Origin of the sequence: Albimonas donghaensis, assembly GCF_900106695.1 — a bacterium.
GTDB classification, from domain to species: Bacteria; Pseudomonadota; Alphaproteobacteria; order Rhodobacterales; family Rhodobacteraceae; genus Albimonas; species Albimonas donghaensis.
This window is the reverse complement of the sequence record NZ_FNMZ01000004.1, coordinates 170,004-195,222: the sequence shown is the minus strand read 5'-3', so window position 1 is coordinate 195,222 and position 25,219 is coordinate 170,004. Positions and strand designations below refer to the sequence as shown.

Sequence of the window (25,219 nt, the reverse complement as noted above, 5' to 3'; positions counted from 1 at the left end):
GCCGGCCCCCGGCTCGTCCCTGTTCCCCCTTTCCGGAGTTCCCGATGTCTGAAGCCGCCTCCTCCGCCCCGCGTCCGATCCGGCGGCTGCTCGTCGCCAACCGGGGCGAGATCGCGGTCCGCGTCATGCGCGCCGCGGCGGAGATGGAGATCGAGACCATCGCCGTCTTCTCCGCCGACGACGCCGAGGCCCTGCATGTGCGCAAGGCCGACCGCGCCGTGGCGCTGGAGGGGGTGGGCCCGCGGGCCTATCTCGACGCCGCCGGGATCGTCGCGGCGGCGGTGGAGGCCGGGGCCGACGCGGTGCATCCGGGCTATGGGTTCCTGTCGGAGAACGCCGGCTTCGCGCGGGCCTGCGCCGAGGCCGGGCTGACCTTCGTCGGCCCCTCGCCGGAGGCGCTGGAGCTTTTCGGCGACAAGTCCGCCGCCCGCGCGCTGGCCGCCGAACTGGGCGTGCCGATGCTGCCGGGGACCGGGCGGAACGCGTCCCTGGAGGAGGTCCGCGCCTTCTTCGACGGCCTCGGGCCGAACGCCGCCATCATGATCAAGGCCGCCGCCGGGGGCGGGGGCCGCGGGATGCGCCGGGTGACCGAAGCCGCCGATCTCGAAGAAGCCTACGCCCGCTGCAGGTCGGAGGCGAAAATGGCCTTCGGCTCCGACGAGGTCTATGCCGAGCGCCTGATCCGCCGCGCCCGCCATATCGAGGTGCAGGTGCTGGGCGACGGCGCCGCCGTGACGCATTTGTGGGAACGCGACTGCACCCTCCAGCGCCGCAACCAGAAGATCGTCGAGATCGCGCCGGCCCCCTTCCTCGACCCCGCCCTTCGCACCCGCATCCTCGACGCCGCGCTGACCATGGCGGGCGCCGCCGACTACCGCGCGCTCGGCACCTTCGAATTCCTCGTGGACCGCGACGCCGCCCGGCCCGAGGATCAGTTCGCCTTCATGGAGGCCAATCCCCGCCTCCAGGTCGAGCATACGGTGACGGAAGAAGTCACCGGGCTGGACCTGGTGAAACTCCAGATCCGGGCGGCGGAGGGGGCGAGCCTCGCCGATCTCGGCCTCGCCGGTCCCCCGCCCGAGCCCCGCGGCTTCGCGGTGCAGCTTCGCCTGAACGCCGAGACCTACGGGGCGAAGGGCCTCATCAAGCCCGCCTCGGGCACGCTGACGGCCTTCGACCTGCCTTCCGGCCCCGGCGTGCGGGTGGATACGGCGGGCTTCGCCGGCTTCCGCACCAATCCCGGTTTCGACACGCTGCTGGCGAAACTGATCTGCCATGACCCGTCCTCCGACTACGCCTCGGCGGTGCGGCGGACCTACCGGGCGCTCTGCGAATTCCGCATCGAGGGCGTGGCCACCAACGCCGCCATCCTGCGCAACCTGCTGCGGCGCGCGGATTTCCTGGCCAATGATGTGGACACCGGCTTTCTCGAAGCCCACGGCCCCGAGCTGACCGCCGAGGCCGCGCATCCCGCCCGCCACGCCGTCGCCGCCGAGCCCCACGCCGCCGCCGCCGCCACGGGCGCCCCCGACGCGCTTCCCGATCTGCCGGAGGGCGCGGAGTTCCTGCGCGCGCCCATCGAGGGCTCGGTCATCGCGCTTTCCGTCGAGCCGGAAGCGGAGATCCCCGCCGGCGCCGGGGTCATCGTGCTGGAGGCCATGAAGATGGAGCACGGGGTCGCCGCCCCCTCCGCCGGCCGCGTCCTGCGCTTTCTGGTCAAGCCCGGCGAGATGGCCACCGAGGGCCAGCCCGTCGCCATCTACGCCCCGGACGAAAGCCTCGGCGCCGATGCCGCCGAGACCGCGGAGATCGACCTCGACCATATCCGCCCCGATCTCGCTGAGGCGATGGAGCGCCGCCGCATCACGCTGGACGAGGCCCGCCCCGACGCCGTGGCGCGCCGCCGCAAGACCAACCAGCGCACGGCGCGCGAGAACGTGGCCGACCTGACCGATGACGGCTCCTTCACCGAATACGGCGGCCTGGTCATCGCCGCCCAGCGCACCCGCCGCCCCATCGAGGACCTGATCGCCCGCACCCCCGCCGACGGGCTGATCGCGGGCGTCGGGCATGTGAACGGGGACCGCTTCGACGCCGACAAGGCCCGCTGCGCGGTGCTGGCCTATGACTACACCGTGCTCGCCGGCACCCAGGGCTGGAAGAACCACGCCAAGACCGACCGGCTGCTCAAGATCGCCAACCGCCGCCGCCTGCCTCTGATCTTCTTCACCGAGGGCGGCGGCGGGCGGCCGGGCGACACCGATTTCATCAATTCCGGCGGGCTCGACACCCCCACCTTCCACATGATGGCGGGGCATTCCGGCCTCGCCCCCATGGTCGGCGTCGTCTCGGGCCGTTGCTTCGCGGGCAACGCCGCGGCGCTGGGCCTCTGCGACGTCATCATCGCGACCGAGAACACCAATCTCGGCATGGGCGGCCCCGCGATGATCGAGGGCGGCGGGCTCGGCGTCTACACCCCCGAGGAAGTCGGGCCCATGTCCGTGCAGGTCCCCAACGGGGTCGTGGACGTGCTGGTCAAGGACGAGGCCGAGGCGGTGGACGTCGCCAAGCGCTACCTCTCCTATTTCCAGGGGCCGGTGAAGGACTGGACCGCCGCCGACCAGCGCCGCCTGCGCCATGTGGTGCCCGAGAACCGCCGGCAGGCCTATGACATCCGCGCCGCCATCGACCTGATCGCCGACGAGGGCTCGGTGCTGGAGCTGCGCCGCGGCTTCGGCCACGGCATGATCACCTCGCTGATCCGGGTGGGAGGCCAGCCCGTCGGCGTGGTCGCCAACAACCCCATGCATCTGGGCGGCGCCATCGACAGCCCCGCCGCCGACAAGGCCGCGCGCTTCATGACCGTGTGCGACGCCCATGACGTGCCGGTGCTCTATCTCTGCGACACGCCCGGCAACATGGTGGGACCGGAGGCGGAGAAGACCGGCCTCGTGCGCCACTGCTCGCGCCTGTTCCTGGTCGGCGCCAACCTGACCGTGCCGTTCTTCACCGTGGTGCTGCGCAAGGGCTACGGGCTCGGCGCGCAGGGCATGGCGGGGGGCGGGTTCCACAACCCGCTGTTCCTCGTCTCCTGGCCCACGGGCGAATTCGGCGGCATGGGGCTGGAGGGCTTCGTGCGGCTCGGCTTCCGCGACAAGCTCGCCGCCATCGAGGACCCCGAAGCGCGCGAGGCCGAGTTCCAGCGCCTCGTCGCCGCCGAATATTCCCGCGGCGCCGCGCTGTCCGCCGCCAGCCTGTTCGAGATCGACGACGTGATCGACCCGGCCGAGACGCGGGACTGGATCTCCTCCGCGCTCGACACGCCCTGGCAGGGGCTCGGCCGCGGCCCCAACGGCAAGAAACACGCCTGGATCGACGCCTGGTGACATGATCTTCGGCCGAGCCCGCCGCCAGATGCGGGCCGGCCGCCCAATCCGGGAGGATGCCGCGATGACCGAGACCCCGATCGACCCGCGCCTGCCCGCCGCGCGGGACTGCGTGACCCGGACCCTGATCGACCGCCGCGCCGCGGAGACGCCGGACAAGGTCTACGCCGTCTTCCCCGATGGCGAGCGATGGACCTACGCCCGCCTGCGCGCCGAGGTCCGCCAGGCCGCCGCCGGGCTCGCCGCCCTGGGGGTGAAGCAGGACGACCACGTGGTCTCCTGGCTGCCGAACGGGCAGGACGCGCTGCGCACCTGGTACGCGATCAACTATCTCGGCGCCGTCTATGTGCCGATCAACACCGCCTACAGGGGCGGGTTGCTCGCCCATGTCATCGAGAATTCCGACGCCGAGGTGATCGTCGCCCATCGCGACCTGGCGCCGAGGCTGGAGGACGTGCCGACCGCGCGCCTCAAAACCCTGGTGCGGCTGGCCGGCGACGCGTCGCCCTGCGCCGGCCTGACCCTCCACGGCCCCGACGCGCTCGCCCCCCAGGGCGCCGAGCCGCCGGAACTCGCCCGTCCGCTCCAGCCCTGGGACGTGCAGTCGATCATCTACACGTCGGGCACCACCGGCCCCTCCAAGGGGGTGCTGTCGTCCTACGCCCATCTCACCGCCACCGGCGAGGCCCTGCCGCTGGGCCCCGAGGATCGCTACATGGCGAACCTGCCGCTGTTCCATGTCGGCGGCACGCTGCCCTGTCACACGATGCTGGCCCGCGGCGGCTCGTTCTCGATGATCGAGTCCTTCCGGACCGAGACCTTCTGGGACATGATCCGCGAGACGGAGACGACCTTCGTCATCCTGCTCGGCGTCATGGCCCAGTTTCTCGCCAAGCAGCCCCCTTCCCCCGGCGACGCCGACAACCCGCTGCGGCTGGTCTGCCTGATCCCCTACGATTTCGACGCCACCGAGTTCTCCGCCCGTTTCGGCGTGCGGATCATGTCGCTGTTCAACATGACCGAGGTCAGCGTGCCCATCGTCACCGGGCTCGATCCCACCATCGTGCACGCCGCGGGCCGGCCGCGCGCGGGGATCGAGGCGCGGATCGTCGACGACAACGACTGCGAGGTCGGCGTGGACGTGGCGGGCGAGCTGATCGTGCGCGCCGACGCGCCCTGGGTGCTGAATTCCGGCTATTACAAGAACCCGGAGGCCACCGCGAAAGCCTGGCGCAACGGCTGGTTCCACACCGGCGACGGGTTCCGGCGGGATGCGGACGGCAACTTCTTCTTCGTGGACCGGATCAAGGACGCGATCCGCCGGAGGGGCGAGAACATCTCCTCCTACGAGGTCGAGGCCGAGGCGCTGGCCCATCCGGACGTCAACGAATGCGCCGCCGTGGCGGTGCGCTCCGAGGTCTCGGAGGACGAGGTGATGATCGTCGTCGCCCCTGCGCCGGGGCGCAGCCTCGACCCCGCGGCGCTGCTGGAATTTCTCGTCCCGCGCATGGCCCATTTCATGCTGCCCCGCTACATCCGGGTGGTGGAGGCGCTGCCCAAGACCCCCACGGCCAAGGTCCGCAAGCTGGAGCTGCGGGAGACGGGCGTGACCCGGGACACCTGGGACCGCGAGGCGGCCGGGGTCCGGGTGCGGCGCGAGAAGATCGGCGGATGACGCGCGGGGCGTGCGAGGCGGGCGGGGCGACGACGCCCGCGCCCGGCCGGCGCCCGCGGCAGGGAGCGGGCATGACCTCAGGCGGGGCCTCGGACGGAAATAGCGACGACGCGGCGCGGCGGAAGGCCGGCGTGGCGAAGACGGCGCGCGAGTCGCAGGGGGCGAAGGCCCTGGGCGCCGCCGCCGGCGCCAGGGCGGTCGCGAGAGACGCGGCCGGCGAGCATGGGACAGCGGACGCGGCGGCGCCCATGGGCGAAGCCGAGGGCGATCGCGCGGGGCAGGGCGCCCCCGCCCCGCGTGGTCCCGCCCCGCACGCCCCCGCCCCGCACGCCCCCGCCTCGCTTGGTCCCGCCCCGCTCGGTCCCGGCCCGGTCCCGGCGCTCGGCGGCCGCGCCGACGCCGCGCCGCCCCCCGCCCCCGCCCCCGCCCCGGACCCGGCCGAGCCTCCGGCCCGCCGCGCCCAGGCCGAACGTCGCCGCGAATCCGACCGCCGGATGCTGCGCGCCGCCATCACCCTGATCGCCCGCCACGGCGCCAAGGGCGCGAGCCTCGCCCAGATCGGCCTCGCCGCCGGCTATTCCCGCGGCCTGCCCGCCGAACGCTTCGGCGCCAAGCTCGCCCTGCTCGGCGCGGTCATGGACGCGTCCCTCGCCTGGTTCGACCGCTACCTGGAAAGCCGCCTCGCCGGCAAATCCGGCCTCGCCGCCCTGCGCGCCCGGGTGCTCGCCCATGGCGAAGGCGTGCGCGACAGTTCCGAGGCGGCCATCTGCCTCTACCAGCTCATGGTCGACGCCTCGGGGCCGGAGCCCGAGCTGGCCCCGCGCGTCACCCAGCTCCACGCCACCTACCGCGAGGGCTTCCTGCGCCACCTGCGCGAGGCCGAGGCCGCGGGCGAGCTGCGCGACGGCGTGGACCTGGAGCGCACCGCGGGCGTGCTGCTCTCCATCATCCACGGGCTGTGCCTGCAACATCTGGGCGCCGGCGACACCGCGCGGCTGCCCGAGGACGCGGTCGACGCCTGCGACCGGATCCTGCGCGACATCTCCGCGCCATGAGCCGCTCTCCCTCGCCCCCCGGAAAGGACATGCCATGACGACCCGCATCGAGGTGATCAGCGAAGTGGCCGGCACGGTCTGGACCGTTGCCCTCGCCCCCGGCGCGCAGGTGGCGGAGGGGGACGAGATCCTGGTGCTCGAAAGCATGAAGATGGAGATCCCGGTGCCCGCCCCCGCCCCCGGCGTGGTCGCCGAACTGCTCGTCGCCCCCGGCGAGGCGGTGGCCGAGGGCCAGGTGCTCGCCCGGATCGACCGATGACCCGGCCGGTTACCGCCCCGACCCCGACCCCCGCCCCCGCTGCCGACGACATGGCGACCCGCCGCGCCGACCTGGCCCGGCTGCGCGGGCTGTCCGACGACGCGGCCCGGCCCGAAGCCGTCGCCCGCCAGCACGCCCGCGCCGAGATGACCGCCCGCGCCCGCGCGCAGGCCTTCTGCGACCCCGGAACCTTCCGCGAGATCGGCGGCCTCGCCCGCGACGAGGACGCCGCCCCCGGCGAGAAACCCGCCGACGGCATGATCTACGGCATCGGCCGGGCCGAGGACCGCCCGGTGGTGCTCGTCTCCCAGGATTTCACCGTGGAGGGCGGGTCCTCCGGCGTCATCGGCTCGGTCAAGCTGGAGCACGCCGCCCGCCGCGCCCTGCGCGAGGGCTGCCCGCTGGTCATGCTGCTCGACGGCGGCGGGCACCGGATCTCGTCGGGTCAGGACAGCCGGCATTACGCCTGGGCCAACCCGCTGTTCCACGATCTCGCGCGCATGTCGGGCTGGGTTCCGATGGCCGCGGCGATCCTCGGGGCGGGGTTCGCGGCGCCCACCAACTACTCGGCGCTGGCCGATTTCGTGGTGATGGTGCGGGGACGATCCTACATGGGTCTCTCCGGTCCGGCGCTGGTCAAGGCCGGCGTCGGCGAGGTCATCGACAAGGAGACGCTCGGCGGCGCCTCCGCCCAGGTCGATCGCCACGGGCTCGCGGACCTCGCCGTGGACACGGAGGCCGAGGCGCTGGGCGCGATCCGGGATTTCCTCGCCTATCTCCCCTCCAACGCCCGCGCCGAGCCCGCCCTGCGCCCGGCCCCCGCGCCCGACCCGGCCGCGGAGGCCGCCCGCGCCGAGGCCCTGGCGTCGCTGGTGCCCGCCAACACCCGCCGCGCCTATGACGTCCGCAAGGTGATCGAGGGGATCTTCGACCCAGGCTCCGCGTTCGAGATGAAGCCGAGCTTCGCCAGGAACGCCGTCTGCGCCTTCGCCCGGCTGGAGGGGCGCCCCGTGGGCGCCCTCGCCAACCAGGCCCTGCATCTGGGGGGCATGCTGACCGCCGCGGCCTGCGAGAAGATGGCCCGCCATGTCGCCACCTGCGACGCCTACGGGCTGCCGCTGATCTACCTGATCGACGTGCCGGGCTTCTTCATCGGATCGGGCGCGGAGAAGACCCAGCTCGGCCGCCGCTCCGCCAAGCTGATCGCGGAGCTGGGGCAGGCCACGGTGCCGCGCGTCTCGGTCGTGCTGCGCAAGGGCTACGGGCTGGGCTATTTCGCCATGTGCGGCGGGCGCAGCTTCGACTCCGACGCCAGCTTCGCCTGGCCCACCGCCGAGATCTGCGCCATGTCGATCGAGGGCGCGGTGGAGGTGATCCACCGCCGCGAATTCGCCGCCGCCGAGGACCCCGCCGCCGCCCGCGCCGCCCGCGTGGCGGAGATGCGGACCCGCGTCACCCCCTTCGGCGGGGCCGAGGGCTTCGGGCTCGACGACGCCATCGACCCGTCCGAAACCCGCGCCCGGCTGTTGGAAATCCTCGCCCGCGCCCCGGCCCGGCGCGACCTGTTCATGCCGCCCAAGTTCCGCGCCATCCCTCCGATCTGAGGCCATGCCGCCGGACCGGGCGCCCCTCGCCGCCCGCGCCCCCGGTTCCCGCGCGCCGCGGCGCCCCGGCGCGGCCCGCGCGACCGTCGGCGGCGCGCCTGCAAGCGGTTGACTTCGCTTCCTCCCTTAGTAATGTCCGACAAACATACAGAGCCGCGCGCATCCACGCGCGCCGGCGCCGTGGTCCCCGCGCTCGACCCGCCGATCCAGGGCGCGCGACGGCTCGCGGGCAGGAAAAGGATGGCCGCCATGGGGCTCGATGCCAAGCCGCTTCAGGTGGCGCACGCCTACCAGATGGTCTCGGCGGAGCTTGAGGCCCGCATCCTCGACGGCCGCCTCCGTCCCGGCGAACAGCTCCCCGGCGAGGTCGAGATGGCCTCGCTCTTCGGCGTCAACCGCTCCACCATCCGAGAGGGCATCCGCAAGCTGGAGACCGAGGGTCTCGTGCGCCGCGCCTCGCCCCGCAAGCTGGTGGTGTCGATCCCGCGGTCCCGCGACCTCGCCACCCGATCGTCCCGCGCCCTGCGCCTGCTGGAAGTGACCTTCGACGAACTCTGGACCACGGCCATCGCCACCGAGCCGCTGGCCGCCGAGCTCGCCGCGCGCAACGCCGACGCCGAGGACATCGCCCGGCTCGACGCCAACCACGCCCGCCTCACGGCCGCCACCGCCTCCGCCGAGGCCGGCGCCCCCGACGCCCGCGGCGAGATCGTGGCGCTCGACACCCAGTTCCACAGCCTCGTCGCCGCCGCGGGCAAGAACCGCGCCCTGATGCTGGCCCGCGAGCCTGTGGGCTTCCTGCTCTATTCGGGGATGGAGGCGCTGGTGCCGCGCCTGCCGCAGGCCCCCGGCCGCCAGGTCGACGCCCATGCCGGCATGATCGAGGCGATCCGCGCCGGCGATCCCGCGCGCGCCGGCGACTGGATGCGCAAGCATATCCGCGACTTCCGCCGCGGCTACGAGATGGCCGGCCTGCCCATGGACGTGCCCATCGCGCCGCTGGTCCCCGGCGGCGCCCGCCCCGGCGCGGAACCCAAAGCGTGAGCGCAGGACCGGACAGGAGCGAGACCCTAGGCATGAGCGAAGCGACTTCCGGCCCCGAAGGCCTGATCGAGGGGCCGGTGGATTTCGACCCCGCCCGCCTGTCGGCGTATCTGGGCGGCGGCGAGGTCCGCATCCGCCGCATCTCCGGCGGCCAGTCCAACCCCACCTATTTCGTCGACCATGGCGGCCGCGCGCTGGTGCTGCGCAAGAAGCCCAACGGCGATCTGCTGCCCTCCGCCCACCAGGTGGACCGGGAATACCGGGTGATGGCCGCGCTCGACGGCTCCGGCGTGCCGGCCCCGCGCATGATCGCGCTGGTCGAGGACCCCGAGGTCATCGGCGCCGCCTTCTACCTGATGGAGCGTCTTGACGGCCGGGTCGAGCATGACAGCGCGCTTCCCGGCTGGTCCGCCGCCGAGCGGGCCGAAGGCTACGCCGATCTCGCCCGCGTGCTCGCCCGCCTGCACGGGGTGGACTGGGCCGCGGCGGGGCTGGAGGGCTTCGGGCGCCCGGAGAACTACTTCGCCCGCCAGATCGCCCGCTGGACCCGCAACTGGAACACCGCCCGCACCCGCGAAGACGCCAATATCGAGGCGCTGTCGACCTGGCTCGCGGCCAACGTGCCGGCCGACGACGCGCCCACCATCGTGCATGGCGACTACCGCATCGGCAACGTGATCTGGGCGAAGGACGCGCCCCGCGTGCTCGGCGTGCTGGACTGGGAGCTGTCGACGCTGGGCCAGCCGCTGGCCGATCTCGCCCATGCCGCCTGTTTCTGGGAATTCGAGCCCGGCCAGCTCGGCGGCGTGCAGGGGCTGGACCTCGACCGTCTCGGCATTCCCGACCTCGCCGGCTTCGCGCGGACCTACGCCGCCGCCGGCGGCTCCGACACCGCGCTCTCGCCCTTCCACCGCGCCTTCGCGCTGTTCCGTTTCGCCGTGATCTTCGAAGGGATCGCGGCGCGCCACCAGGCCGGCTCGGCCGCGGGGGAGGACGCCGCCGCGGTCGGCGCGCTTTCCGCCCCCGCCGCCGCCAAGGCCGCCGCGATCCTCGCCGGTTCCGCCGGCTGGACCGCGGCCTGACCCCGCACAAGGACCCGTCCGCACATGGATTTCGAATATTCCGCCAAGACCCTGGGCCTGATGGACCGGCTCGAGGACTTCATGCAGTCCCACATCCTGCCGGCCAACCAGAAGTTCCACGAACTCGCCGCCGCCGGGACCTACCCGCTGGAGGTGATCGAGCCGCTGAAGGCCAAGGCCTTCGAGGCCGGCCTGTGGAACATGTTCATGCCGGGCCTGGGCGACGATGAGCCGGGCACCCGCCTGACCAACCTCGAATACGCCCCGCTGGCCGAGATCATGGGCCGCGTGCCCTGGGCCTCCGAGATCTTCAACTGCTCGGCCCCCGACACCGGCAACATGGAGATCCTGCACCGCTTCGGCACGCCCGCGCAGAAGGAGCGCTGGCTCAAGCCGCTGATGATGGGCGAGATCCGCTCCATCGTCGGGCTGACCGAGCCGGACGCGGCCTCGTCCGACCTCACCAACCTGTCGACGACCATCATCCGCGAGGGCGACGAATACGTCATCAACGGGCGCAAGTGGTTCTCCACCGGCGCGATGCACCCGAACGCCAAGCTGGCGATCGTCTTCGGCGTGTCGGACCCGAGCCCCGAGGCCGACCGCCACAAGAAGCACAGCTTCATCCTGGTGCCGATGGACACGCCCGGCGTGAAGATCGTGCGCGACGTCGCCATCATGCACCACCACGCCCCCGAGGGGCATTCCGAGGTGCTCTACGAAAACGTCCGTGTGCCGGTGGACGCCATGCTGGGCTCCGAGGGCGACGGCTTCATGCTGGCGCAGGCGCGGCTGGGGCCGGGGCGCATCCATCACTGCATGCGCACCATCGGCCAGTGCGAACTGGCGCTGGAGCTGATGTGCGAGCGGGCGCTGGAGCGGAAGACCTTCGGCAAGGCCCTGGCCGAGCGCGCCAATATCCAGGACTGGATCGCCGAGGCCCGCTTCGACATCGACCAGGCCCGCCTGCTGATGCTGCGCGCCGCGTGGAAGATGGACAAGGACGGGCCGAAGGCGGCGCGGGTGGACGTGTCGGCCATCAAGGTGGTGGCGGCGCGGCTTCAGACCTCGATCACCGACCGGGCGATGCAGGTCTTCGGCGCCGCGGGCATCACGCCCGACACGCCGCTGTCCTATCTGTGGACCTGGGGCCGCGCCCTGCGCTTCATCGACGGGCCGGACGAGGTGCATCTCATGGTCATCGCCCGCGATGAGCTGGGCAAGGCCAAGGGCCGCATCGGCGCCAACATGGCCCATTACGTCAAGGCCCACTGACGTGGAGGAGGGCGGCGGAACAGGCGGGCGCGGGGAAGCGGGCGGCTACGCCTGGGACTTCCCCCTGCGCCGGGAACGGCATTACGGGGAGCGGGTCGTGGCCTGCTTTCCCGACCGGCCGCCCCATCTGCACGCCATGCTCGCCGCCGCCCTCGCCGCCCGTCCCGACGCCGAGGCGCTGATCCTCGACGACGGCGCGCCCGCGCGCCGCCGCCTGACCTGGGCCGAACTGGACCGCGAGGTCCGGGGGCTCGCCGCCGGCCTCGCCGCCGCCGGCGTGGGGCAGGGGGACCGGGTGGCGATCCTGCTTGGCAACGGGCTGGAATTCGTGGCGCTGGCTTACGCCGTCGCCCGGCTCGGCGCGGTGCTGGTCCCGCTCTCGACCCGCGACCAGACGCCGGGCCTGCGCCATGCGCTGAGCAATTCCGGCGCGCGGGTGGTGATCGCCGAACCCGCCGCCGCCGCCCGCCTTCCCGATCCGGCCGAGACCCCGGCGCTGACCCGCCGCTTCGCGCTGGGCGCCGCCCCCGTCCCCGGCTTCGAGCCCTACGCCGCCCTGCGCGTCGACCCTGACGCGGCCCCCCCCGCGGCCGTGCCGGAGGAGGACGCGCCCGCCACCATCCTCTACACCTCCGGCACCACCGGCACGCCCAAGGGGGCGGTGCTGACCCATCTGGGGCTGATCCATTCGTCGCTGATCTACAATCGCACCTGCCGGCTGACCGCCGATGACCGCATGTGCGTGGTGGCGCCCCTGTCGCATGTCACCGGCCTCGTCGCCGGTCTGCACGCCGCCATGGCCGCCGGCGCGCCGCTGATCGTGATCCGCGAGTTCAAGGCCGCCCGTTTCCTCGCCACCGCCGCGGCCGAGCGCATGTCCTTCGTCGTGCTCGTCCCGGCCATGTACAACCTCCTGCTTCACCAGGACGATCCGGCGGCGCATGACCTCTCCGCCTGGCGCCTCGGGCTGTTCGGCGGCGCCCCCATGCCCGCCCCGACCATCGAGCGGATGGCGGCCAAGGTCCCCTCGCTGGGCCTGGTGAACTGCTACGGCGCGACCGAGACGTCCTCCCCCATCACCGTCATGCGGGCCGAGGAGACCTCCGCCCGCCGCCTCTCCGTCGGTCTCCCCGCTCCGGGCGCGGAGATCGTGGTGATGGACGATGACGGTCGCGAATGCCCCCCGGGCGTCCACGGAGAGCTGTGGCATCGCGGCGCCAACGTGGTGCCGGGCTACTGGGAGAACCCCGAGGCCACGGCGCGCGAATTCTGCGCCGGCTTCTGGAAATCCGGGGACATCGGCTCGAAGGACGCGGACGGCTTCGTCCATGTCCACGACCGCAAGAAGGACATGATCAACCGCGGCGGCTTCAAGATCTTCACGGCGCAGGTCGAAGGCGTGCTGCACGACTTCCCCGGCGTGGTCGAGGCCGCCGTCATCGCCAAACCCTGCCCTGTGCTGGGCGAGCGGGTCCACGCCGTGCTGGTCGCCCCAGACGGGCCGCTGTCGGAGCCCGCGCTGGCCGCCCATTGCGCGGCGGCGCTCGCCGACTACCAGCGCCCCGAAAGCTTCACCTTCCGCATCGACCCGTTGCCCCGCAACGCCAACGGCAAGATCATGAAGCGCGAGATCCGCGCCGCCCTCGGCTTCGGCTGAGAGCCGCGCGCCACCCCCCGAACCCTCGGGACGCCCCCGCAGAGGCCGCGCCCGACCAGGAGGAAACCCAGATGAAGACCCGCGTCACCGAGCTTCTCGGCACCCAGTACCCGATCATCCAGGGCGGCATGCAATGGGTCGGGCGGGCGGAGCTCGCCTCCGCCGTCTCCAATTCGGGGGGGCTGGGGATCCTCACGTCGCTGACCCAGCCGACGCCCGAGGATCTGACCAGGGAAATCGCCCGCTGCCGGGAGATGACCGACAAGCCCTTCGGCGTGAACCTGACCATCTTCCCCGCCGCCTCGCCGCCGCCCTATGCGGAATACCTCTCCGCCGCGCTGGAAGCGGGCGTGAAGGTGATCGAGACCGCCGGGCGCAGCCCCAAGGAATTCATCGAGCAGATCCACGCCGCCGGCGGCAAGGTCGTGCACAAATGCACCGCCGTGCGCCACGCCCTGTCGGCGGAGCGCGCGGGCGTGGACGCCATCTCCATCGACGGGTTCGAGGCGGCGGGCCATCCCGGCGAGGACGACATCGGGGGGCTCGTGCTCTTCGCCGCCGCGGCGCGCGCGGTGAAGGTGCCGCTGATCGCCTCGGGCGGCATCGGCGACGGCGCCACCATGGCCGCCGCCTTCGCGCTGGGCGCCGAGGGCATCAACATGGGCACCCGCTTCTGCGCGGTGGCCGAGGCCCCGATCCACGACAACATCAAGCAGGCCATCGTCCGGGCCGGCGAGCGCGACACGATCCTGATCTTCCGCACCATGCGCAACACCGGCCGGGTTCTGAAGAACGCCGTGTCCGAAGAGGTCGTGGCCATCGAGACCCGCCCCGGCGGCGCCGAGTTCAAGGACATCCACCCCCTCGTCGCCGGCGCCCGCGGCCGCGCGGCGCTGGAGGAGGGCGACACCGATGGCGGACTGGTCTGGGCCTCCCAGGTCTGCGGGCTGATCGACGACATCCCCACCTGCGCCGAGCTGATCGAGCGCATCGTGGCGGACTGCCGGGCCAGCCTCGCCCAGGCGGCTTCGCGGGTCGCCTGAGGAAGCCATACGCTCTGCTGAGGGATCGGCCGCGTTCTCCTCCCTGGAGCGCGGCCGTGGTGGCGGACAGGCTGCGTGGCCTGGACCTTCCTGCAGGCCGCCGGCGCCTCCTCTGTCCGCAACGCCGCGCGCCGGCCGGGTCCGCCCCGGCCGGCGCGTTCGTTCTTTCGGTATGGCCGGCTGCGGCGCCCTTGCGGCGCTTCGCGCCTCGGTCCCCTCCGCGTAGGGCGGGTGCGAACCCGCCGCCCCCGCCGCCGCCGCCCGCACGGCCGCCTTTCGCGCGCCTCAGGCCTCGATCGCGTCCACCGCTTCCAGATGCGGCCGCCGCGCCTTGCCGGCGGCCGCCGCGCGGACCAGCCCGCGGAAAAGGCGGCGCTGGCGGCGGGCGTAGACCAGATGCTCGGGATGCCACTGCACGCCCAGCGCGAAGGGCTCGCGGTCCCGCTCCACCGCCTGGATCATGCCCGACGGATCATGCGCCACCGCCCGCAGCCCCTCACCCAGCCGGTCCACGGCCTGCGAATGCAACGAATTCACCACCATCGGCTCGGACCCCGCCAGGGCCGCCAGCCGGCTGTCCGCCGCGACCTGCACGGTCTTGCGGGGCAGGATGGTGCGGGTGGGGTCCGAGCTTCCGTAGGTCGCATAGGCGTCCTGGTCCAGGTTCCCGCCCAGCGCGATGTTGAGCATCTGCGACCCCCGGCAGATCCCCAGCATCGGCAGCCCGCGCTCCAGCGCGCCGCGGATCACCGCCAGCTCCATCCGGTCGCGCTCCGGGTCCACGCGGGAGGTCGCGATGAGCTCTCCGCCGTAAAGCTCGGCCGAGATGTCGTCCCCGCCCCCGATCACCACGCCGTCCACGGCGTCGAGATCCACGTCCTGCGCCTCGTCCCAGCGCAGCGCCCTGCCGCCCGCCGCCGCCACCGACAGGCGCATCAGCGGAAAGATCCGCCAGCCCGAGCGGCGCGAGCAGGTGACCCCGATCACCGGCCGATCGTCCGGACCGATCAGCGCCGCCCAGAGCCCCTGGGCGATCCGCCCCAGCGACGCCCCCCTCATGCCGCTTCCTCCGGCGACCCCTCGGCCATGCGGGCGGAGGGAGACAGGCCCGCATCCTCCAGGATCGCGTCGGACCGCTTGCGCCATTCGCCGGGCAGGGCCAGCAGCTGATCGTCGAATTCGAGCCGCGCCGCGGCCAGCGCCTCCAGCAATTCAGGGCGGTCCGCGACCTCCTCGACCAGCAGCCAGCGGCCCCATTCGCGGGCGACGGACCAGTCGGGTTCGTCGATGCGGCAGTCTGGCAGGCGGTAATGCCAGGCCGGGCGGGCGCCGATCTTGATCTCGGAGCCGAGCGCCGCCTCCACCCGCGCCGCGTCCACGAGCTTGAGGATCGGCAGCACGTCCAGCCCCCGGTTGCGGGTCGGGTTGTGGTCCAGATACGCGTCCGCCATGGCGGTGAAATCCCAGTCCGCGCCCGCCGCCGCCGCCGTCGCGAAGGCCGAGGGGAACGGGTCCACGAAGGGCAGGGCGCGGCGGGCCAGGTCGATCGGATCGGCGGCGCGCAGGCTGTCCTCGATCAGCGCGTAGGCGCGCAGCACCGGCACCAGGTCGCGGGCCTCGGTGGACCGCGCCTCGACGTTCAGATGCATCCCCAGCCCCAGCAGGGCGCCGTCATGGGTGCCCGAGGCGCCGGCCTCGCGCAGCGCCGTCGCCGCGGCCTCCACCCGCGGCAGTTCCGCGAGCGGCAGCGGCGGGGCCACCGCCTCCACCGGGATCACCGAGGCGGCGAGGTCCACCAGCATCCGCCCCCGCTCGGTCTTGCGCAGGGCGCTGTCGCGATAGATCTCCCAGGTCCCGCCGGGGCCGTCGACCTCCCAGGCGCCGGGGCCGGTCTCACGCGGGGTCGCGTCCAGAACGGCGGCCACGGCGCGGGCGGCGTCGGCCGGGGCGATGCCGGCGAATTCCAGCTCCACCCCCACGCGGCGGGGGGCGCCCTCGCGGTTGTCGGGGGCGGGGGGCGGGCGGAAGGCGCGGGCGGTCATGGCAATTCCTTTCATGCGGCGCGCCGGTCATGCGGGCGCGGCCTGCGGAGGATCGTGCGAGGGGCCGGGGGGCGCCGGGAAAGGGCGCGGCGGGGCCGATGGAGTCGGGAAGAAGGCTAGCCCGCGCGGCGCGCCCTTCAACCGTCAGTGCCGAATTGGGACGGGTCCGCATGGGAGGGGGCGGTTCGATCCGGGCGGCGTCTCGGCGCTTTTCAATCGCGCGCGCAGGGCCGATGCTGGGCGCGCGCCCGAGTCCGCCCGGCCCATTCCGTCCGCCCCAGCCCGCCCGTCCCAGCCCGCCCGCCCCAGCCCGCCCGGCCCAGTCCGCCCGCCCGCGCCGCACAGGGAGCGCCGCCGATGAGTTTCGATTTCATCTTCATGCTGACCCGCAACGACCGCACCGTGCCGGACGCCATGGCCCATGCCGAGACGGCGCTGGCGCTCGGCCTGCGCCATATCGGGTTCAAGGACGTGGGCCTGCCGGAACGCGAGCTCGCCCTGCTCAACGCCCGCCTGCGCGCCGGCGGGGCGACGACCTATCTGGAGGTCGTGTCGCTGGATGCGGAGACCGAACTGCGGTCGGCCTCCGTCGCCGCCGCCATCGGGGTGGATCACCTGCTGGGCGGCACGCGGGCGGAACTGGTGGCGCCGGTGCTGGCCTCGGCCGGGATCCGCTATTCGCCGTTTCCGGGGCGGATCACCGGGCATCCCAGCGTGCTGGAGGGCGGGGTGGAGGAGATCGCCGCCTCCGCCGCCCGGCTGGCGGAGCGGGACGACGTCCACGGGCTCGACCTGCTGGCCTATCGCCATGCGGGGGACGTGCCGGCGCTGATGCGCGCGGTGTGCCGGGCCACGCCCAAGCCGGTGATCATGGCGGGGTCGATCGCCGATCCGGGCCGGATCGAGGCCGCCGCGGCCTCGGGCGCCGCGGGGTTCACCATCGGCACGGCGGCGCTGGACGGGGCGTTTCCGGGGGCGGGGGCGGGGCTGACCGATCAGCTCTCCGCCATCTCCGCCGCCACCCGGCGCGCGGCCGGGGCGGGCGCGGGGGCGGGAGGAGCGGGCGCCCGGCCGGGCTGAACCCGGCCGGGGCGGAGGCGGGCGGCTGCGCCTTACTCGGCGGCGAGGCCCCATTTCACGGCGGTCTTCTGGAAGAACCCGTCCAGCTTCTTCACCTTGATCCAGTTGTTGACGTAGTTGATCCAGACCTGGTCGTCCTGGGGCAGCAGCATCGCGATGGGCGAGGGCGAGCGGGCCGTGCTCACCTGCACGCGGGCGATGTTGGGGAACTTCTCGATCAGCGTCGCGCCCTCGATATTCGAGGTCACGAACACGTCGGCGCGCCCCGCGATCACTTCCTGATAGCCGCGGGCCGGGGCCTCGACCACGTTGATGCGGGCGTTGGGGAACCATTCCTTCACGTATTTCTCGAAGGTGGTGCCCAGCGTGGTGGCCACGATCACGTCGGACTGGTCGATGTCGTCCCAGTCCTTGAACCGCTCCAGCTTTTCGTTGGTGGTGAAGGGCAGGATCACCACGGTGAGGTAGCTGTCCGAATAGCCCGCCACCTTCATGCGCGCCGGGCTGATCGAGGCCGAGCCGGTCATGTGGTATTTCTTGGCCACCACGCCGTTGACCAGGGTCTTCCAGTCGGTGGGCACGAATTCCAGTTCGACGTCGAGATCGGCGGCCAGCGCCTCCATCACGTCGATGTCGTAGCCCTTGTAGGAATTCGAGGCTGGGTCGCGCACGCTCATCGGGTTCCAGTCGCCGGTGGTGCCGACCTTGAGCACGCCGCCGTTGAGGATTTCGCCGAGGGCGGACTGGGCCTGGGCGCCGGCCGCGGCGCCGAGCGCCAGGGCGGCCGCCAGGCCGAGGGCGAGGATGGATCGCATGTCTCACTCCGTGTCGGGCGGCGGAGGCGTGGGGCGGCCCGAGCGGGGCGCGCCGGGCCTCCGGGCCGGGTATGGGCGCCGTCCGGGCGCGGGTCGCGCGCCGGGACGGGGCGGCGCGGGGGCGCCGGAAGGGGCTGGCGCAGGATGCGCGCCGGGCGGGTTTGGCGCGGAACGCGCCGGACGGATTTGGCGCGGGACGCGCCGGGCGGGTTTGGCGCGGGACGCGCCGGGCGGGTTTGGCGCGGGACGCGCCGGCGGATCGGGCGGGGCGGGGCGGCCGGCGGGGCCGGGCGCGGACCCGCCGCGCGGCCACGATAGCAGGTTGGACGGGGCTGTCAGTCTCAACTTGGCGCTGGCGCGCGCAAACTTGACATGAAGGTGAACAGGCCCGCCGCCGCGCGTGACGGCGCCGATGACGGCCCGCCTTCTCAGCGCGCGCCCCGGACCGCGACCCGGGCCGCGCGTCGACCGGCGCGCGGGTCGTCGCCGTGTCGCCCGCGCGGCGTTTCGGCCGGGCGCCGGGCGGCCCGGGGGCCCTGGGGGAAAGGTCGCGCGCGGCGGAGAAAAGTCAGGATCGGGGGGGATTAGCTGCGGGCTGCGGTTGCGACCCGCCCCGCGCAGCCGGCCGCCTGATGGGCGGCGCGGGGCCGGCGAAACGTCCCCTGGCGCCGCTGCCTTCGCCATCCTCCCCGTTGCCGGCCCTGCGCGGTCCGGGCGCGGCGCCACCCCGCCCCATCCGCACGCCCCGCCCGAAAGCCCCCCCGCAAGCCCCCCCGAAAGCCCACCCGAAAGCCCCGTTCCCAAAGCGGCCGCGGCTTCTCCGCGCGTTTCGCGGGCGGGAGCCGGCGTCTATCGTCCCGCCGAACCGCCGCGACCCGCGCCGCGAGGGAGACGCCTTCCGATGATCCCCCAAAGCCTCCGCCCGGCGCCGGCGCCCGCCCGCCGCGCCTCGATTCACATGTCGGGCCCCGCGCCGATCCACGCGCCGATCCACGCGCCGGGCCGCGCCCCGATCCACGCGCCGGGCCGCTCCGCGCTTCCGCGCCGCGCCGTCGCCCTCGCCGCGATGGCGGCCGCGCTGCTGCTGGCCGGCTGCGGGCAGGGCGCGGGCGGCGGCGGATGGGGGTGGTACGTGGTCTCGCCCTTCACACCCGCCGGACGCTCCAATCTCGGCTTTCTCATCGGCGGGGTCTGGGACACGATCCTGCTCTCGGTCACGGCCATGGCGATCTCGATCCTCGCCGGGCTGATCGTGGCGCTGCCCGCCATCGGCAAGAACAAATGGGGCCGGCGGGCCAACATGGTCTATGTCGAGGTGTTCCGCGCCATCCCCATCCTGGTGCTGATCCTGTGGGTCTATTACGGCCTGCCGGTGGTGGCCGGCATCGCCATCAACGTGTTCTGGGCCGGAGTGTTCGCGCTCGCCCTCTCCGACAGCGCCTTCGAGGCGGAGATCTTCCGCTCCGGCATCCAGTCGGTGCCCAAGGGCCAGACCGAGGCCGCCCAGGCGCTCGGTCTCACCTGGACCCAGACCATGCGCCAGGTGATCCTGCCCCAGGCGCTGCGCCACATCCTGCCGCCCCTGGCCAACCAGTTCGCCTACATGCTGAAGATGTCGGCGCTGGTCTCGGTCATCGGGATGCAGGAGCTGACGCGGCGGGCCAACGAGCTGGTGGTGACGGAATACCGGCCGCTGGAGATCTACACGGTGCTGGTGCTGGAATATCTGGTGCTGATCCTCGCCGTCTCCCAGTCGGTGCGCTGGCTGGAGCGGCGCATGGCGCGGAGCGACCGGTGAGCGACGCGCGCGCCGGCGACGCCCCGGACGGGCGGGCGGCCGGGGAACCGCGCCCCCGCCCATCCCCCGAGCCCGCGCCTGAGCCCGCGCCCGCGCCTGAGCCCGCGCCTGAGCCCGCGCCTGAGACTGCGCCCGCGCCTGAGACCGCGCCCGCGCCGTCCCCTCCCCGCTCCGCCGGATCGTTGCGGCTGGTGGTCGCCGTCGCCGTCACCCAGCTGATCGGCTGGGGGACCACCTTCAACGCGCCCGCGGTGCTGGGCCGGCCGATGGGCGAGGCGCTGGGGATGTCGCTGCCCGCCGCCTTCGCGGCGGCCTCGGCCTTTCTTCTGTCGCTGGCGGTGGCGTCGCCGCTGCTGGGGCCGGTGATGGTCCGGCACGGGGCGCGGCCGGTGCTGACCGCGGGCTCGGCCCTGCTGGCGCTGACGCTGGCGGGGCTCGCGGTCGTGCAGGGGCCGGTCGGCTACTTCGTCGCCTGGACGGCGATGGGCGTCGGCGGGGCGCTGGCGCTTTCGACCGGCGCCTACGCCCTGCTGGCCGAGCGCCTTGGCCCCGGCGCGCGCAAGGGCATCGGGGCGGCGATGCTGATCTCGGGCCTGTCGGCGCCGGTGGGCTTTCCGGCGATGCTCTGGCTGGAGGCGGGCCTGGGCTGGCGCGGCACGGTGCTGGTCTTCGCGGCGCTGCATCTGCTGGTCTGCCTGCCGCTGCACTGGTTCGCGCCCGGGCCGCGGCCCGCGGACCATCTCAGCGCGGCGGGGGGCGGGGCGGCGCCCGTCATTCGCGCCTATCGCGGGGCCGAGACCGCGCGCTTCGCCTGGCTGGCGCTGGGGGTTTCGCTGATCGGGGTGGTGACCTGGGGGCTGATGGTGGCGCTGCCCGAGGTGCTGGCGGCGCTTGGCCTCGATGCCGAAACCGCGGTGCTGGTCGCGGCCCTGGTCGGGGTCGCGCAGGTGGGCGCGCGGGCGCTGGACATGGCGCTGGGCGGCCGGTCCACCGCGATGGGGCTGGCCATCGGCGCCACCGCCGCCATGCCGCTGGCCTTCCTGGTGCTGGCCTTCGCCGGGGGCGGGACCGCGGGCGCCGTGGCCTTCGCGCTGATCTACGGGGCGGCGAGCGGGCTGATGTCGGTCGCCCGCGCCACCCTGCCGCTGGAGGTCTTCGACCCCGCCGCCTACGCCCGACACTGGACCCGGCTGGGCCTGCCCATGCATGTGGCCTTCGCGGCGGCGCCGCCGGGCTTCGCGGCGCTCTCGACCCATGGCGGACCGATGGCGCCGGTGGCCGCGGGCTTCGTCGCCGCGCTCTGCGCCTTCGGGGCGATGCTGCGCCTGCGCCGGCTGGCCGGCCCGCCGGAGGCGTGAGACCGGCGGCGGCCCGCGATCAGCGCGCGGCGCGGGCCTCGGCCAGCGCCTCGGGCAGCACGGCTTCCAGCACGTCCAGCATCTCCGGCGTGCCGGCCGAGACGCGGATGCAGCGGTTCTCCGGCTCGGCGAAGGGCATGCGCACGAAGACCCCGCGCTCGATCAGCGCCGACAGCACCGCCTTGGCGAAATCGCCGTCGCGCCCGCAATCCACCGCCACGAAATTGGTGGCGGAGGGCAGGGCCGTCAGCCCGTTGGCCTCCGCGATGGCGGCGATGCGGGCGCGGGCGGCGACCACCTCGCGGCGCACATGGGGGATCCAGGTCGCGTCGCGGGCGGCGGCCTCGGCCCCCACCAGCGACAGGCGGGTCATGGAGAAGTGGTTCTTCACCTTGCCGAAGGCCTCGATCATCCGCCGCGAGCCGATGGCGTAGCCCACCCGCGCCCCGGCCATGCCCTGGGCCTTGGAGAAGGTGCGCATCCGGATCACCCGGTCGTCCTCGGGGTCGATGCGCGGCTCGGTCCCGTCGGGGGCGAATTCCATATAGGCCTCGTCGAGGCAGAGCACGCAGCCCTCGGGCAGGGCGTCGAGCATGCCCTCGATCACCTCGGCGCCATGCCAGGACCCCATCGGGTTGTCGGGATTGGCGATGTAGACCAGCGGCGCGCCTTCCGAATGCGCGGCGGCGACCAGCGCGTCGGGATCCTCGTGATCGTCGCGATAGGGGACCTGCACCAGCCGCCCGCCGAAGCTGGTGACGTGGTAGTTGAAGGTCGGATAGGCCCCGCGCGAGGTCACCACCGGCGTGCCGTCCGACACCAGCACCCGCACCAGCAGGCCCAGCAGCCCGTCGATGCCCTCGCCGACCACGATGTTCTCCACCGGCACGTCATGGCGGGCCGAGAGCGCCTCGCGCAGGGCCAGGTGGGTGGGGTCGGCATACATCCAGATGTCGGGCAGCGCCGCCTGCATGGCCGCCTGCACCGCGGGCGAGGGGCCGAACACGCTTTCATTGGCGCCGAGGCGGGCCTTGAAGGCGCGGCCCATGGCCCGTTCCTGCGTCTCCGGCCCGACGAAGGGGACGGTGGAGGGCAGGGACTGCACCAGCGGGGTGAAGCGGGGACGGGACATGGCGGGACCTCCGGATCGGGCTGCCCGGCGCGGATGAGGGCGCCTGAGGGCCGCGGGGAATTCCATACGCGGGCAGTCGCGTCAAGCGTCCCGCGTCCTGCGCGCCGCAGGGGAGGGCGCGCGGGAGGGCGGCGGGGGAGCGCGGCGGGGTGACGTCGGGGCGACGTCGGGTCGGGCGCTCGCGCCCCCTGCGGGGCGCATCGCCCCGCCCGCCGTCCCCCCGTTCCCCGCCCCTGTTAGGCCCCCCGTTCAGCCCCTGGGGGACGTCAGAGCTTCGCCTTCGCCTCCAGCGCCAGGCCGCCGTCGGGGTTGAGCACCCACAACTCCGCCTGGTCCCCGAAGGTCCGCCCGCAGAGCCGGAAGGTCTGCCCGCAGAAAATCGGCGACACCGCGCGATAGTCGAACTGCTTGGGCCATTTGCCGGTCTTGTCGCGCAGCAGGTCCGCCAGCAGCTGCGCCATCAGGGGACCGTGGACCACCCGCTCCGGATAGCCTTCCTCCTGCGTCGCGTAGGGCAGGTCGTAATGGATCCGGTGCCCGTTGAAGGTCAGCGCCGAATAGCGGAACAGCAGCACCGGATCCGCCGTGAAGTCGCGGCTGAAGGTCGGCGTCTCGTCCTTGGCCGGCGCCTTGGGGCGGGGCTTGTCGTCGGGCGAGGCCGCGGCCCGGTAGACCAGGTCCTCCTCCTCGCGCATCGCCACCCCGTCGGGGCCCGAGATCTCATGGCGCACGGTGACGATGGCCAGCGAGCCCGATCCGCCCTGCTTGATCGCCACGTTCTGGATGACCGAGACCCGGCGCGCCTCGGCCCCGATCGGCAGCGGGGCCAGGAATTCCATCCGCCCGCCGGCGCGCATCCGGCGCGGCAGGCCGGTGTCGGGCAGGAAACCTCCGGGGCGCGGATGGCCGTCCACGCCCAGGCCCTCGGGGCGCTGCACTTCGGGGAAGAACAGGAAATGCCACATCGGCGGCAGCGGGTCGCCGGGCGCGGGCTCCGCATCGGTCCGGCCCAGGGAGGTATGCCAGGAGGCCACCCGCCAGGGATCCACCCGCTCGTCCATCACCAGGGGGGCGCCGGCGCTGTCGGGCAGGGCGTCGTCGCCGTTGACCTGCGCGGCCGCCCCGGCCGTGGGCGCGGACGGGTCGGAGGGCGCGTCGGGCGCGCCGCCGGAAACCACCGCGAGGGTGGGACGTCGATCTTCGGTCATGGTCATCAGAACTCCGCCAGAGCGTCGAGGTCGATCGCTTCGAAATAGGCCGCCTTGGTCTCGGGGCCGGCGTCTCCGGACACCGACACCAGCACCCGGCGGGCGATGAGGGCGCGCATCTCGCCGTCCTCGTCGGTCACCGCCTTGTGCTGGCCGATGCGCGAGACCTTGCCCATGGCGCTCAGCGCCATGGCGTTGGAGAACATCGCCGACATCGCGGTGACCATCGGCCCGTCCGCGGCCAGCGTGATCTCGATGCTTTCGCCGTCGCGGACATAGACCGCCTGGGACACCAGCCCGCCCCCGAACATCGCCGAGGCCATGCCGGCGTCGCCGCCCTCCTCCCGCGTCCAGCCGGGCAGGGGCTCGGGCAGGAAGGCCCCGAGATCGTCGGCCTTGAGCTGGTCGAGCAGGGTGGCGGCGAAGGCCGTCTCCTCGCGCGCCAGGGCGATGTCGCCGGCCCGGTAGGCCTCCAGCGCGGCGTTGAGCGGGCTTCCACGTCGTCGGCATCGGCGGCGGCGGCGCGGGGGGCCGGCGCGCCGGCCCCGATGAGAAGGCCGGCGACAAGCCCGGCGACAAGGCCGCGGGCGAGGCGGCGTGTGGGATCGGGGGCGAGGTGGCGCGGGAACATGGCTTCCTCCATCTTGTCCGCCGCCGTCCCCGGGCGCGCGGCGGCGCGACGGGCGGCGGAAGCTCGGCGTTTCCCGCACATAGCCCGTCCCCGGCGCGAAAGGTCAAGCCGAGGGGGCGGCCTTCGCGGGCGGGAGCGTGAAATCCGCGCGAGATGCAGGAGGGCGGCGGGAAGAACGCGTGCGATATGAAAGCGCTGCGCATGGCGCGCGGGCGGGCCTCCCCCTCCGCCGGCCTGCGGCGAAGGGGGCGGGCCTCAGGCCCCGCGGAACTCGGCCGGGCGCTTTTCGAGGAAGGCCGCGGCGCCCTCCTTCAGGTCGTCGGTGCAGAACAGCAGGGCCTGGGTGTCGGCCTCGCCGGACAGCAGCTCGTCCATGCCCTGGGGCGCCCGGGCCAGCGTCTGCTTGGTGGCGGCGATGGCGAGCGGCGCCAGACGCCCGGTCTCCTCCGCCATTCTCATCGCCGCGGCGACGGCCTCGCCGGGGGCGCAGAGCTCGTCCGCCACGCCCCAGGCGGCGGCGGTCTCGGCGTCGATGGTGCGCGCGGTGTAGGCCAGCAGCCTGGTGCGCCCCACCCCGATGCGCGCCGGAAGCGCCTGCAGGGCGCCGAGGTCCGGCATCAGGCCGATCCTGGCGAAGCTCAGCGCGAACTTCGCCTCCCGCGAGGCCACGATCACGTCGCAGGCCGCGGCCAGCGACAGCCCGCCGCCGACCGCCCAGCCCTCGACCGCGGCGATCACCGGCTTGGGGCCGTAATGCATCAGCCGCACCAGCCGGTGGATGTCCTGCAACCGTGCGCGCGAGGCGCCGGCCTTCATGTCCTTCATCCCCGCGATGTCGCCGCCGGCGCAGAAGCACCCGCCCGACCCCGCGAGCACGATGGCGCGGACCTCCGGGTCGGCCATGGCGGCCTCCATCTCGGCGATCAGCACCGAGCGGATTTCGAGGCTGAGGGCGTTGCGGCGCCTGGGATCGTTCATCCAGATCACCTGCGTGGTCCCGTGGCGGACCCCCACGCAGAGCGGATCGGAGGGGCCGGGTTCGGCGGGACGGGCGTTGGCCTGGTCGGTCATGATC

The 25,219-nt window shown here is 73.5% G+C and carries 20 protein-coding genes; 13 read left to right on the top strand and 7 right to left on the bottom strand.

The window, feature by feature from the left end:
* The first annotated feature begins 44 nt into the window (after positions 1-44).
* The 10 genes from BLV24_RS13010 to BLV24_RS12965 all read left to right on the top strand — a co-directional run bounded on the left by BLV24_RS13010 (position 45) and on the right by BLV24_RS12965 (position 14,080).
* Positions 45-3,386 carry a carboxyl transferase domain-containing protein gene (locus BLV24_RS13010; protein ID WP_092682413.1) on the top strand — a complete coding sequence of 1,114 codons (3,342 nt, stop codon included), beginning with the start codon at positions 45-47 and terminating at the stop codon, positions 3,384-3,386.
* A 64-nt stretch (positions 3,387-3,450) separates the two neighbouring features.
* Complete coding sequence (locus BLV24_RS13005; protein WP_092682897.1) at positions 3,451-5,061, top strand: AMP-binding protein; 1,611 nt, start codon at positions 3,451-3,453, stop codon at positions 5,059-5,061.
* 248 nt (positions 5,062-5,309) lie between these two features.
* Positions 5,310-6,116, top strand: coding sequence for a TetR/AcrR family transcriptional regulator (locus BLV24_RS13000; RefSeq protein ID WP_176954739.1), 807 nt, complete (start codon positions 5,310-5,312; stop codon positions 6,114-6,116).
* Between the two features lie 34 nt (positions 6,117-6,150).
* On the top strand, positions 6,151-6,375 hold the full coding sequence (locus BLV24_RS12995) for an acyl-CoA carboxylase biotin carboxyl carrier protein subunit (RefSeq protein ID WP_092682409.1): 225 nt from the start codon (positions 6,151-6,153) through the stop codon (positions 6,373-6,375).
* Complete coding sequence (locus BLV24_RS12990; protein WP_092682407.1) at positions 6,372-7,979, top strand: acyl-CoA carboxylase subunit beta; 1,608 nt, start codon at positions 6,372-6,374, stop codon at positions 7,977-7,979. Before BLV24_RS12995 ends, BLV24_RS12990 begins: the two co-directional genes overlap by 4 nt.
* Before the next feature lie 249 nt (positions 7,980-8,228).
* Positions 8,229-9,023 carry a FadR/GntR family transcriptional regulator gene (locus BLV24_RS12985; RefSeq protein ID WP_092682895.1) on the top strand — a complete coding sequence of 265 codons (795 nt, stop codon included), beginning with the start codon at positions 8,229-8,231 and terminating at the stop codon, positions 9,021-9,023.
* Positions 9,024-9,055: 32 nt separating this feature from the next.
* A complete protein-coding gene (locus BLV24_RS12980; protein WP_092682405.1) occupies positions 9,056-10,105 on the top strand; it encodes a phosphotransferase family protein in 1,050 nt (349 codons plus the stop codon).
* A 24-nt stretch (positions 10,106-10,129) separates the two neighbouring features.
* Positions 10,130-11,380 carry an acyl-CoA dehydrogenase family protein gene (locus tag BLV24_RS12975; protein WP_092682403.1) on the top strand — a complete coding sequence of 417 codons (1,251 nt, stop codon included), beginning with the start codon at positions 10,130-10,132 and terminating at the stop codon, positions 11,378-11,380.
* 1 nt (position 11,381) lies between these two features.
* Positions 11,382-13,037, top strand: a complete 1,656-nt coding sequence (locus tag BLV24_RS12970; RefSeq protein ID WP_218133406.1) for a class I adenylate-forming enzyme family protein — start codon at positions 11,382-11,384, stop codon at positions 13,035-13,037.
* Positions 13,034-14,080, top strand: coding sequence for an NAD(P)H-dependent flavin oxidoreductase (locus BLV24_RS12965; RefSeq protein WP_281242926.1), 1,047 nt, complete (start codon positions 13,034-13,036; stop codon positions 14,078-14,080). The genes BLV24_RS12970 and BLV24_RS12965 overlap by 4 nt, the downstream gene beginning before the upstream one ends.
* 285 nt (positions 14,081-14,365) lie before the next feature.
* Here BLV24_RS12965 and BLV24_RS12960 read toward each other — a convergent pair whose 3' ends face one another.
* The gene (locus BLV24_RS12960; protein WP_245710571.1) at positions 14,366-15,016 is read right to left on the bottom strand and encodes a gamma-glutamyl-gamma-aminobutyrate hydrolase family protein; all 651 of its coding nucleotides are present in this window, start codon (positions 15,014-15,016) and stop codon (positions 14,366-14,368) included.
* A gap of 119 nt (positions 15,017-15,135) precedes the next feature.
* Positions 15,136-16,122 carry an amidoligase family protein gene (locus BLV24_RS12955; RefSeq protein ID WP_176954738.1) on the bottom strand — a complete coding sequence of 329 codons (987 nt, stop codon included), beginning with the start codon at positions 16,120-16,122 and terminating at the stop codon, positions 15,136-15,138.
* Positions 16,123-16,479: 357 nt separating this feature from the next.
* Here BLV24_RS12955 and BLV24_RS12950 point away from each other — a divergent pair, with 357 nt between their 5' ends.
* Positions 16,480-17,202, top strand: coding sequence for a 4-hydroxythreonine-4-phosphate dehydrogenase (locus BLV24_RS12950; protein ID WP_176954737.1), 723 nt, complete (start codon positions 16,480-16,482; stop codon positions 17,200-17,202).
* A gap of 32 nt (positions 17,203-17,234) precedes the next feature.
* Here BLV24_RS12950 and BLV24_RS12945 read toward each other — a convergent pair whose 3' ends face one another.
* Positions 17,235-18,017, bottom strand: coding sequence for a transporter substrate-binding domain-containing protein (locus BLV24_RS12945; protein ID WP_092682393.1), 783 nt, complete (start codon positions 18,015-18,017; stop codon positions 17,235-17,237).
* 1,066 nt (positions 18,018-19,083) lie between these two features.
* On the opposite strand from BLV24_RS12945, the gene BLV24_RS12940 reads away from it, so the two are divergent.
* Both BLV24_RS12940 and BLV24_RS12935 read left to right on the top strand, forming a co-directional pair.
* Positions 19,084-19,815, top strand: a complete 732-nt coding sequence (locus BLV24_RS12940; RefSeq protein ID WP_092682893.1) for an amino acid ABC transporter permease — start codon at positions 19,084-19,086, stop codon at positions 19,813-19,815.
* Between the two features lie 191 nt (positions 19,816-20,006).
* Positions 20,007-21,173 carry an MFS transporter gene (locus tag BLV24_RS12935; RefSeq protein WP_176954736.1) on the top strand — a complete coding sequence of 389 codons (1,167 nt, stop codon included), beginning with the start codon at positions 20,007-20,009 and terminating at the stop codon, positions 21,171-21,173.
* Between the two features lie 19 nt (positions 21,174-21,192).
* Here the strand turns inward: BLV24_RS12935 and BLV24_RS12930 are convergent, their stop codons facing one another.
* From BLV24_RS12930 to BLV24_RS12915, 4 genes are all read right to left on the bottom strand, one after another.
* Positions 21,193-22,305: a pyridoxal phosphate-dependent aminotransferase gene (locus BLV24_RS12930; RefSeq protein WP_092682389.1), complete on the bottom strand. Its 1,113-nt coding sequence runs from the start codon at positions 22,303-22,305 to the stop codon at positions 21,193-21,195.
* 266 nt (positions 22,306-22,571) lie between these two features.
* The gene (locus tag BLV24_RS12925) at positions 22,572-23,519 is read right to left on the bottom strand and encodes an HTD2 family dehydratase (RefSeq protein ID WP_245710553.1); all 948 of its coding nucleotides are present in this window, start codon (positions 23,517-23,519) and stop codon (positions 22,572-22,574) included.
* Positions 23,519-23,836: a hypothetical protein gene (locus BLV24_RS12920; RefSeq protein WP_092682387.1), complete on the bottom strand. Its 318-nt coding sequence runs from the start codon at positions 23,834-23,836 to the stop codon at positions 23,519-23,521. The genes BLV24_RS12925 and BLV24_RS12920 overlap by 1 nt, the downstream gene beginning before the upstream one ends.
* 563 nt (positions 23,837-24,399) lie before the next feature.
* A complete protein-coding gene (locus tag BLV24_RS12915; protein ID WP_092682385.1) occupies positions 24,400-25,215 on the bottom strand; it encodes an enoyl-CoA hydratase/isomerase family protein in 816 nt (271 codons plus the stop codon).
* Positions 25,216-25,219: the final 4 nt, after the last annotated feature.

What these genes read in the sequence shown, in the direction of transcription:
- BLV24_RS13010 (WP_092682413.1), top strand. Translation starts at nt 45, where the DNA reads ATGTCTGAAGCCGCCTCCTCCGCCCCGCGTCCGATCCGGCGGCTGCTC.
- BLV24_RS13005 (WP_092682897.1), top strand. Translation starts at nt 3,451, where the DNA reads ATGACCGAGACCCCGATCGACCCGCGCCTGCCCGCCGCGCGGGACTGC.
- BLV24_RS13000 (WP_176954739.1), top strand. Translation starts at nt 5,310, where the DNA reads ATGGGCGAAGCCGAGGGCGATCGCGCGGGGCAGGGCGCCCCCGCCCCG.
- BLV24_RS12995 (WP_092682409.1), top strand. Translation starts at nt 6,151, where the DNA reads ATGACGACCCGCATCGAGGTGATCAGCGAAGTGGCCGGCACGGTCTGG.
- BLV24_RS12990 (WP_092682407.1), top strand. Translation starts at nt 6,372, where the DNA reads ATGACCCGGCCGGTTACCGCCCCGACCCCGACCCCCGCCCCCGCTGCC.
- BLV24_RS12985 (WP_092682895.1), top strand. Translation starts at nt 8,229, where the DNA reads ATGGGGCTCGATGCCAAGCCGCTTCAGGTGGCGCACGCCTACCAGATG.
- BLV24_RS12980 (WP_092682405.1), top strand. Translation starts at nt 9,056, where the DNA reads ATGAGCGAAGCGACTTCCGGCCCCGAAGGCCTGATCGAGGGGCCGGTG.
- BLV24_RS12975 (WP_092682403.1), top strand. Translation starts at nt 10,130, where the DNA reads ATGGATTTCGAATATTCCGCCAAGACCCTGGGCCTGATGGACCGGCTC.
- BLV24_RS12960 (WP_245710571.1), bottom strand. Translation starts at nt 15,016, where the DNA reads ATGCGCCTGTCGGTGGCGGCGGCGGGCGGCAGGGCGCTGCGCTGGGAC.
- BLV24_RS12955 (WP_176954738.1), bottom strand. Translation starts at nt 16,122, where the DNA reads ATGACCGCCCGCGCCTTCCGCCCGCCCCCCGCCCCCGACAACCGCGAG.
- BLV24_RS12950 (WP_176954737.1), top strand. Translation starts at nt 16,480, where the DNA reads ATGAGTTTCGATTTCATCTTCATGCTGACCCGCAACGACCGCACCGTG.
- BLV24_RS12945 (WP_092682393.1), bottom strand. Translation starts at nt 18,017, where the DNA reads ATGCGATCCATCCTCGCCCTCGGCCTGGCGGCCGCCCTGGCGCTCGGC.
- BLV24_RS12940 (WP_092682893.1), top strand. Translation starts at nt 19,084, where the DNA reads ATGGCGGCCGCGCTGCTGCTGGCCGGCTGCGGGCAGGGCGCGGGCGGC.
- BLV24_RS12930 (WP_092682389.1), bottom strand. Translation starts at nt 22,305, where the DNA reads ATGTCCCGTCCCCGCTTCACCCCGCTGGTGCAGTCCCTGCCCTCCACC.
- BLV24_RS12925 (WP_245710553.1), bottom strand. Translation starts at nt 23,519, where the DNA reads ATGACCATGACCGAAGATCGACGTCCCACCCTCGCGGTGGTTTCCGGC.
- BLV24_RS12920 (WP_092682387.1), bottom strand. Translation starts at nt 23,836, where the DNA reads ATGGCCTCGGCGATGTTCGGGGGCGGGCTGGTGTCCCAGGCGGTCTAT.
- BLV24_RS12915 (WP_092682385.1), bottom strand. Translation starts at nt 25,215, where the DNA reads ATGACCGACCAGGCCAACGCCCGTCCCGCCGAACCCGGCCCCTCCGAT.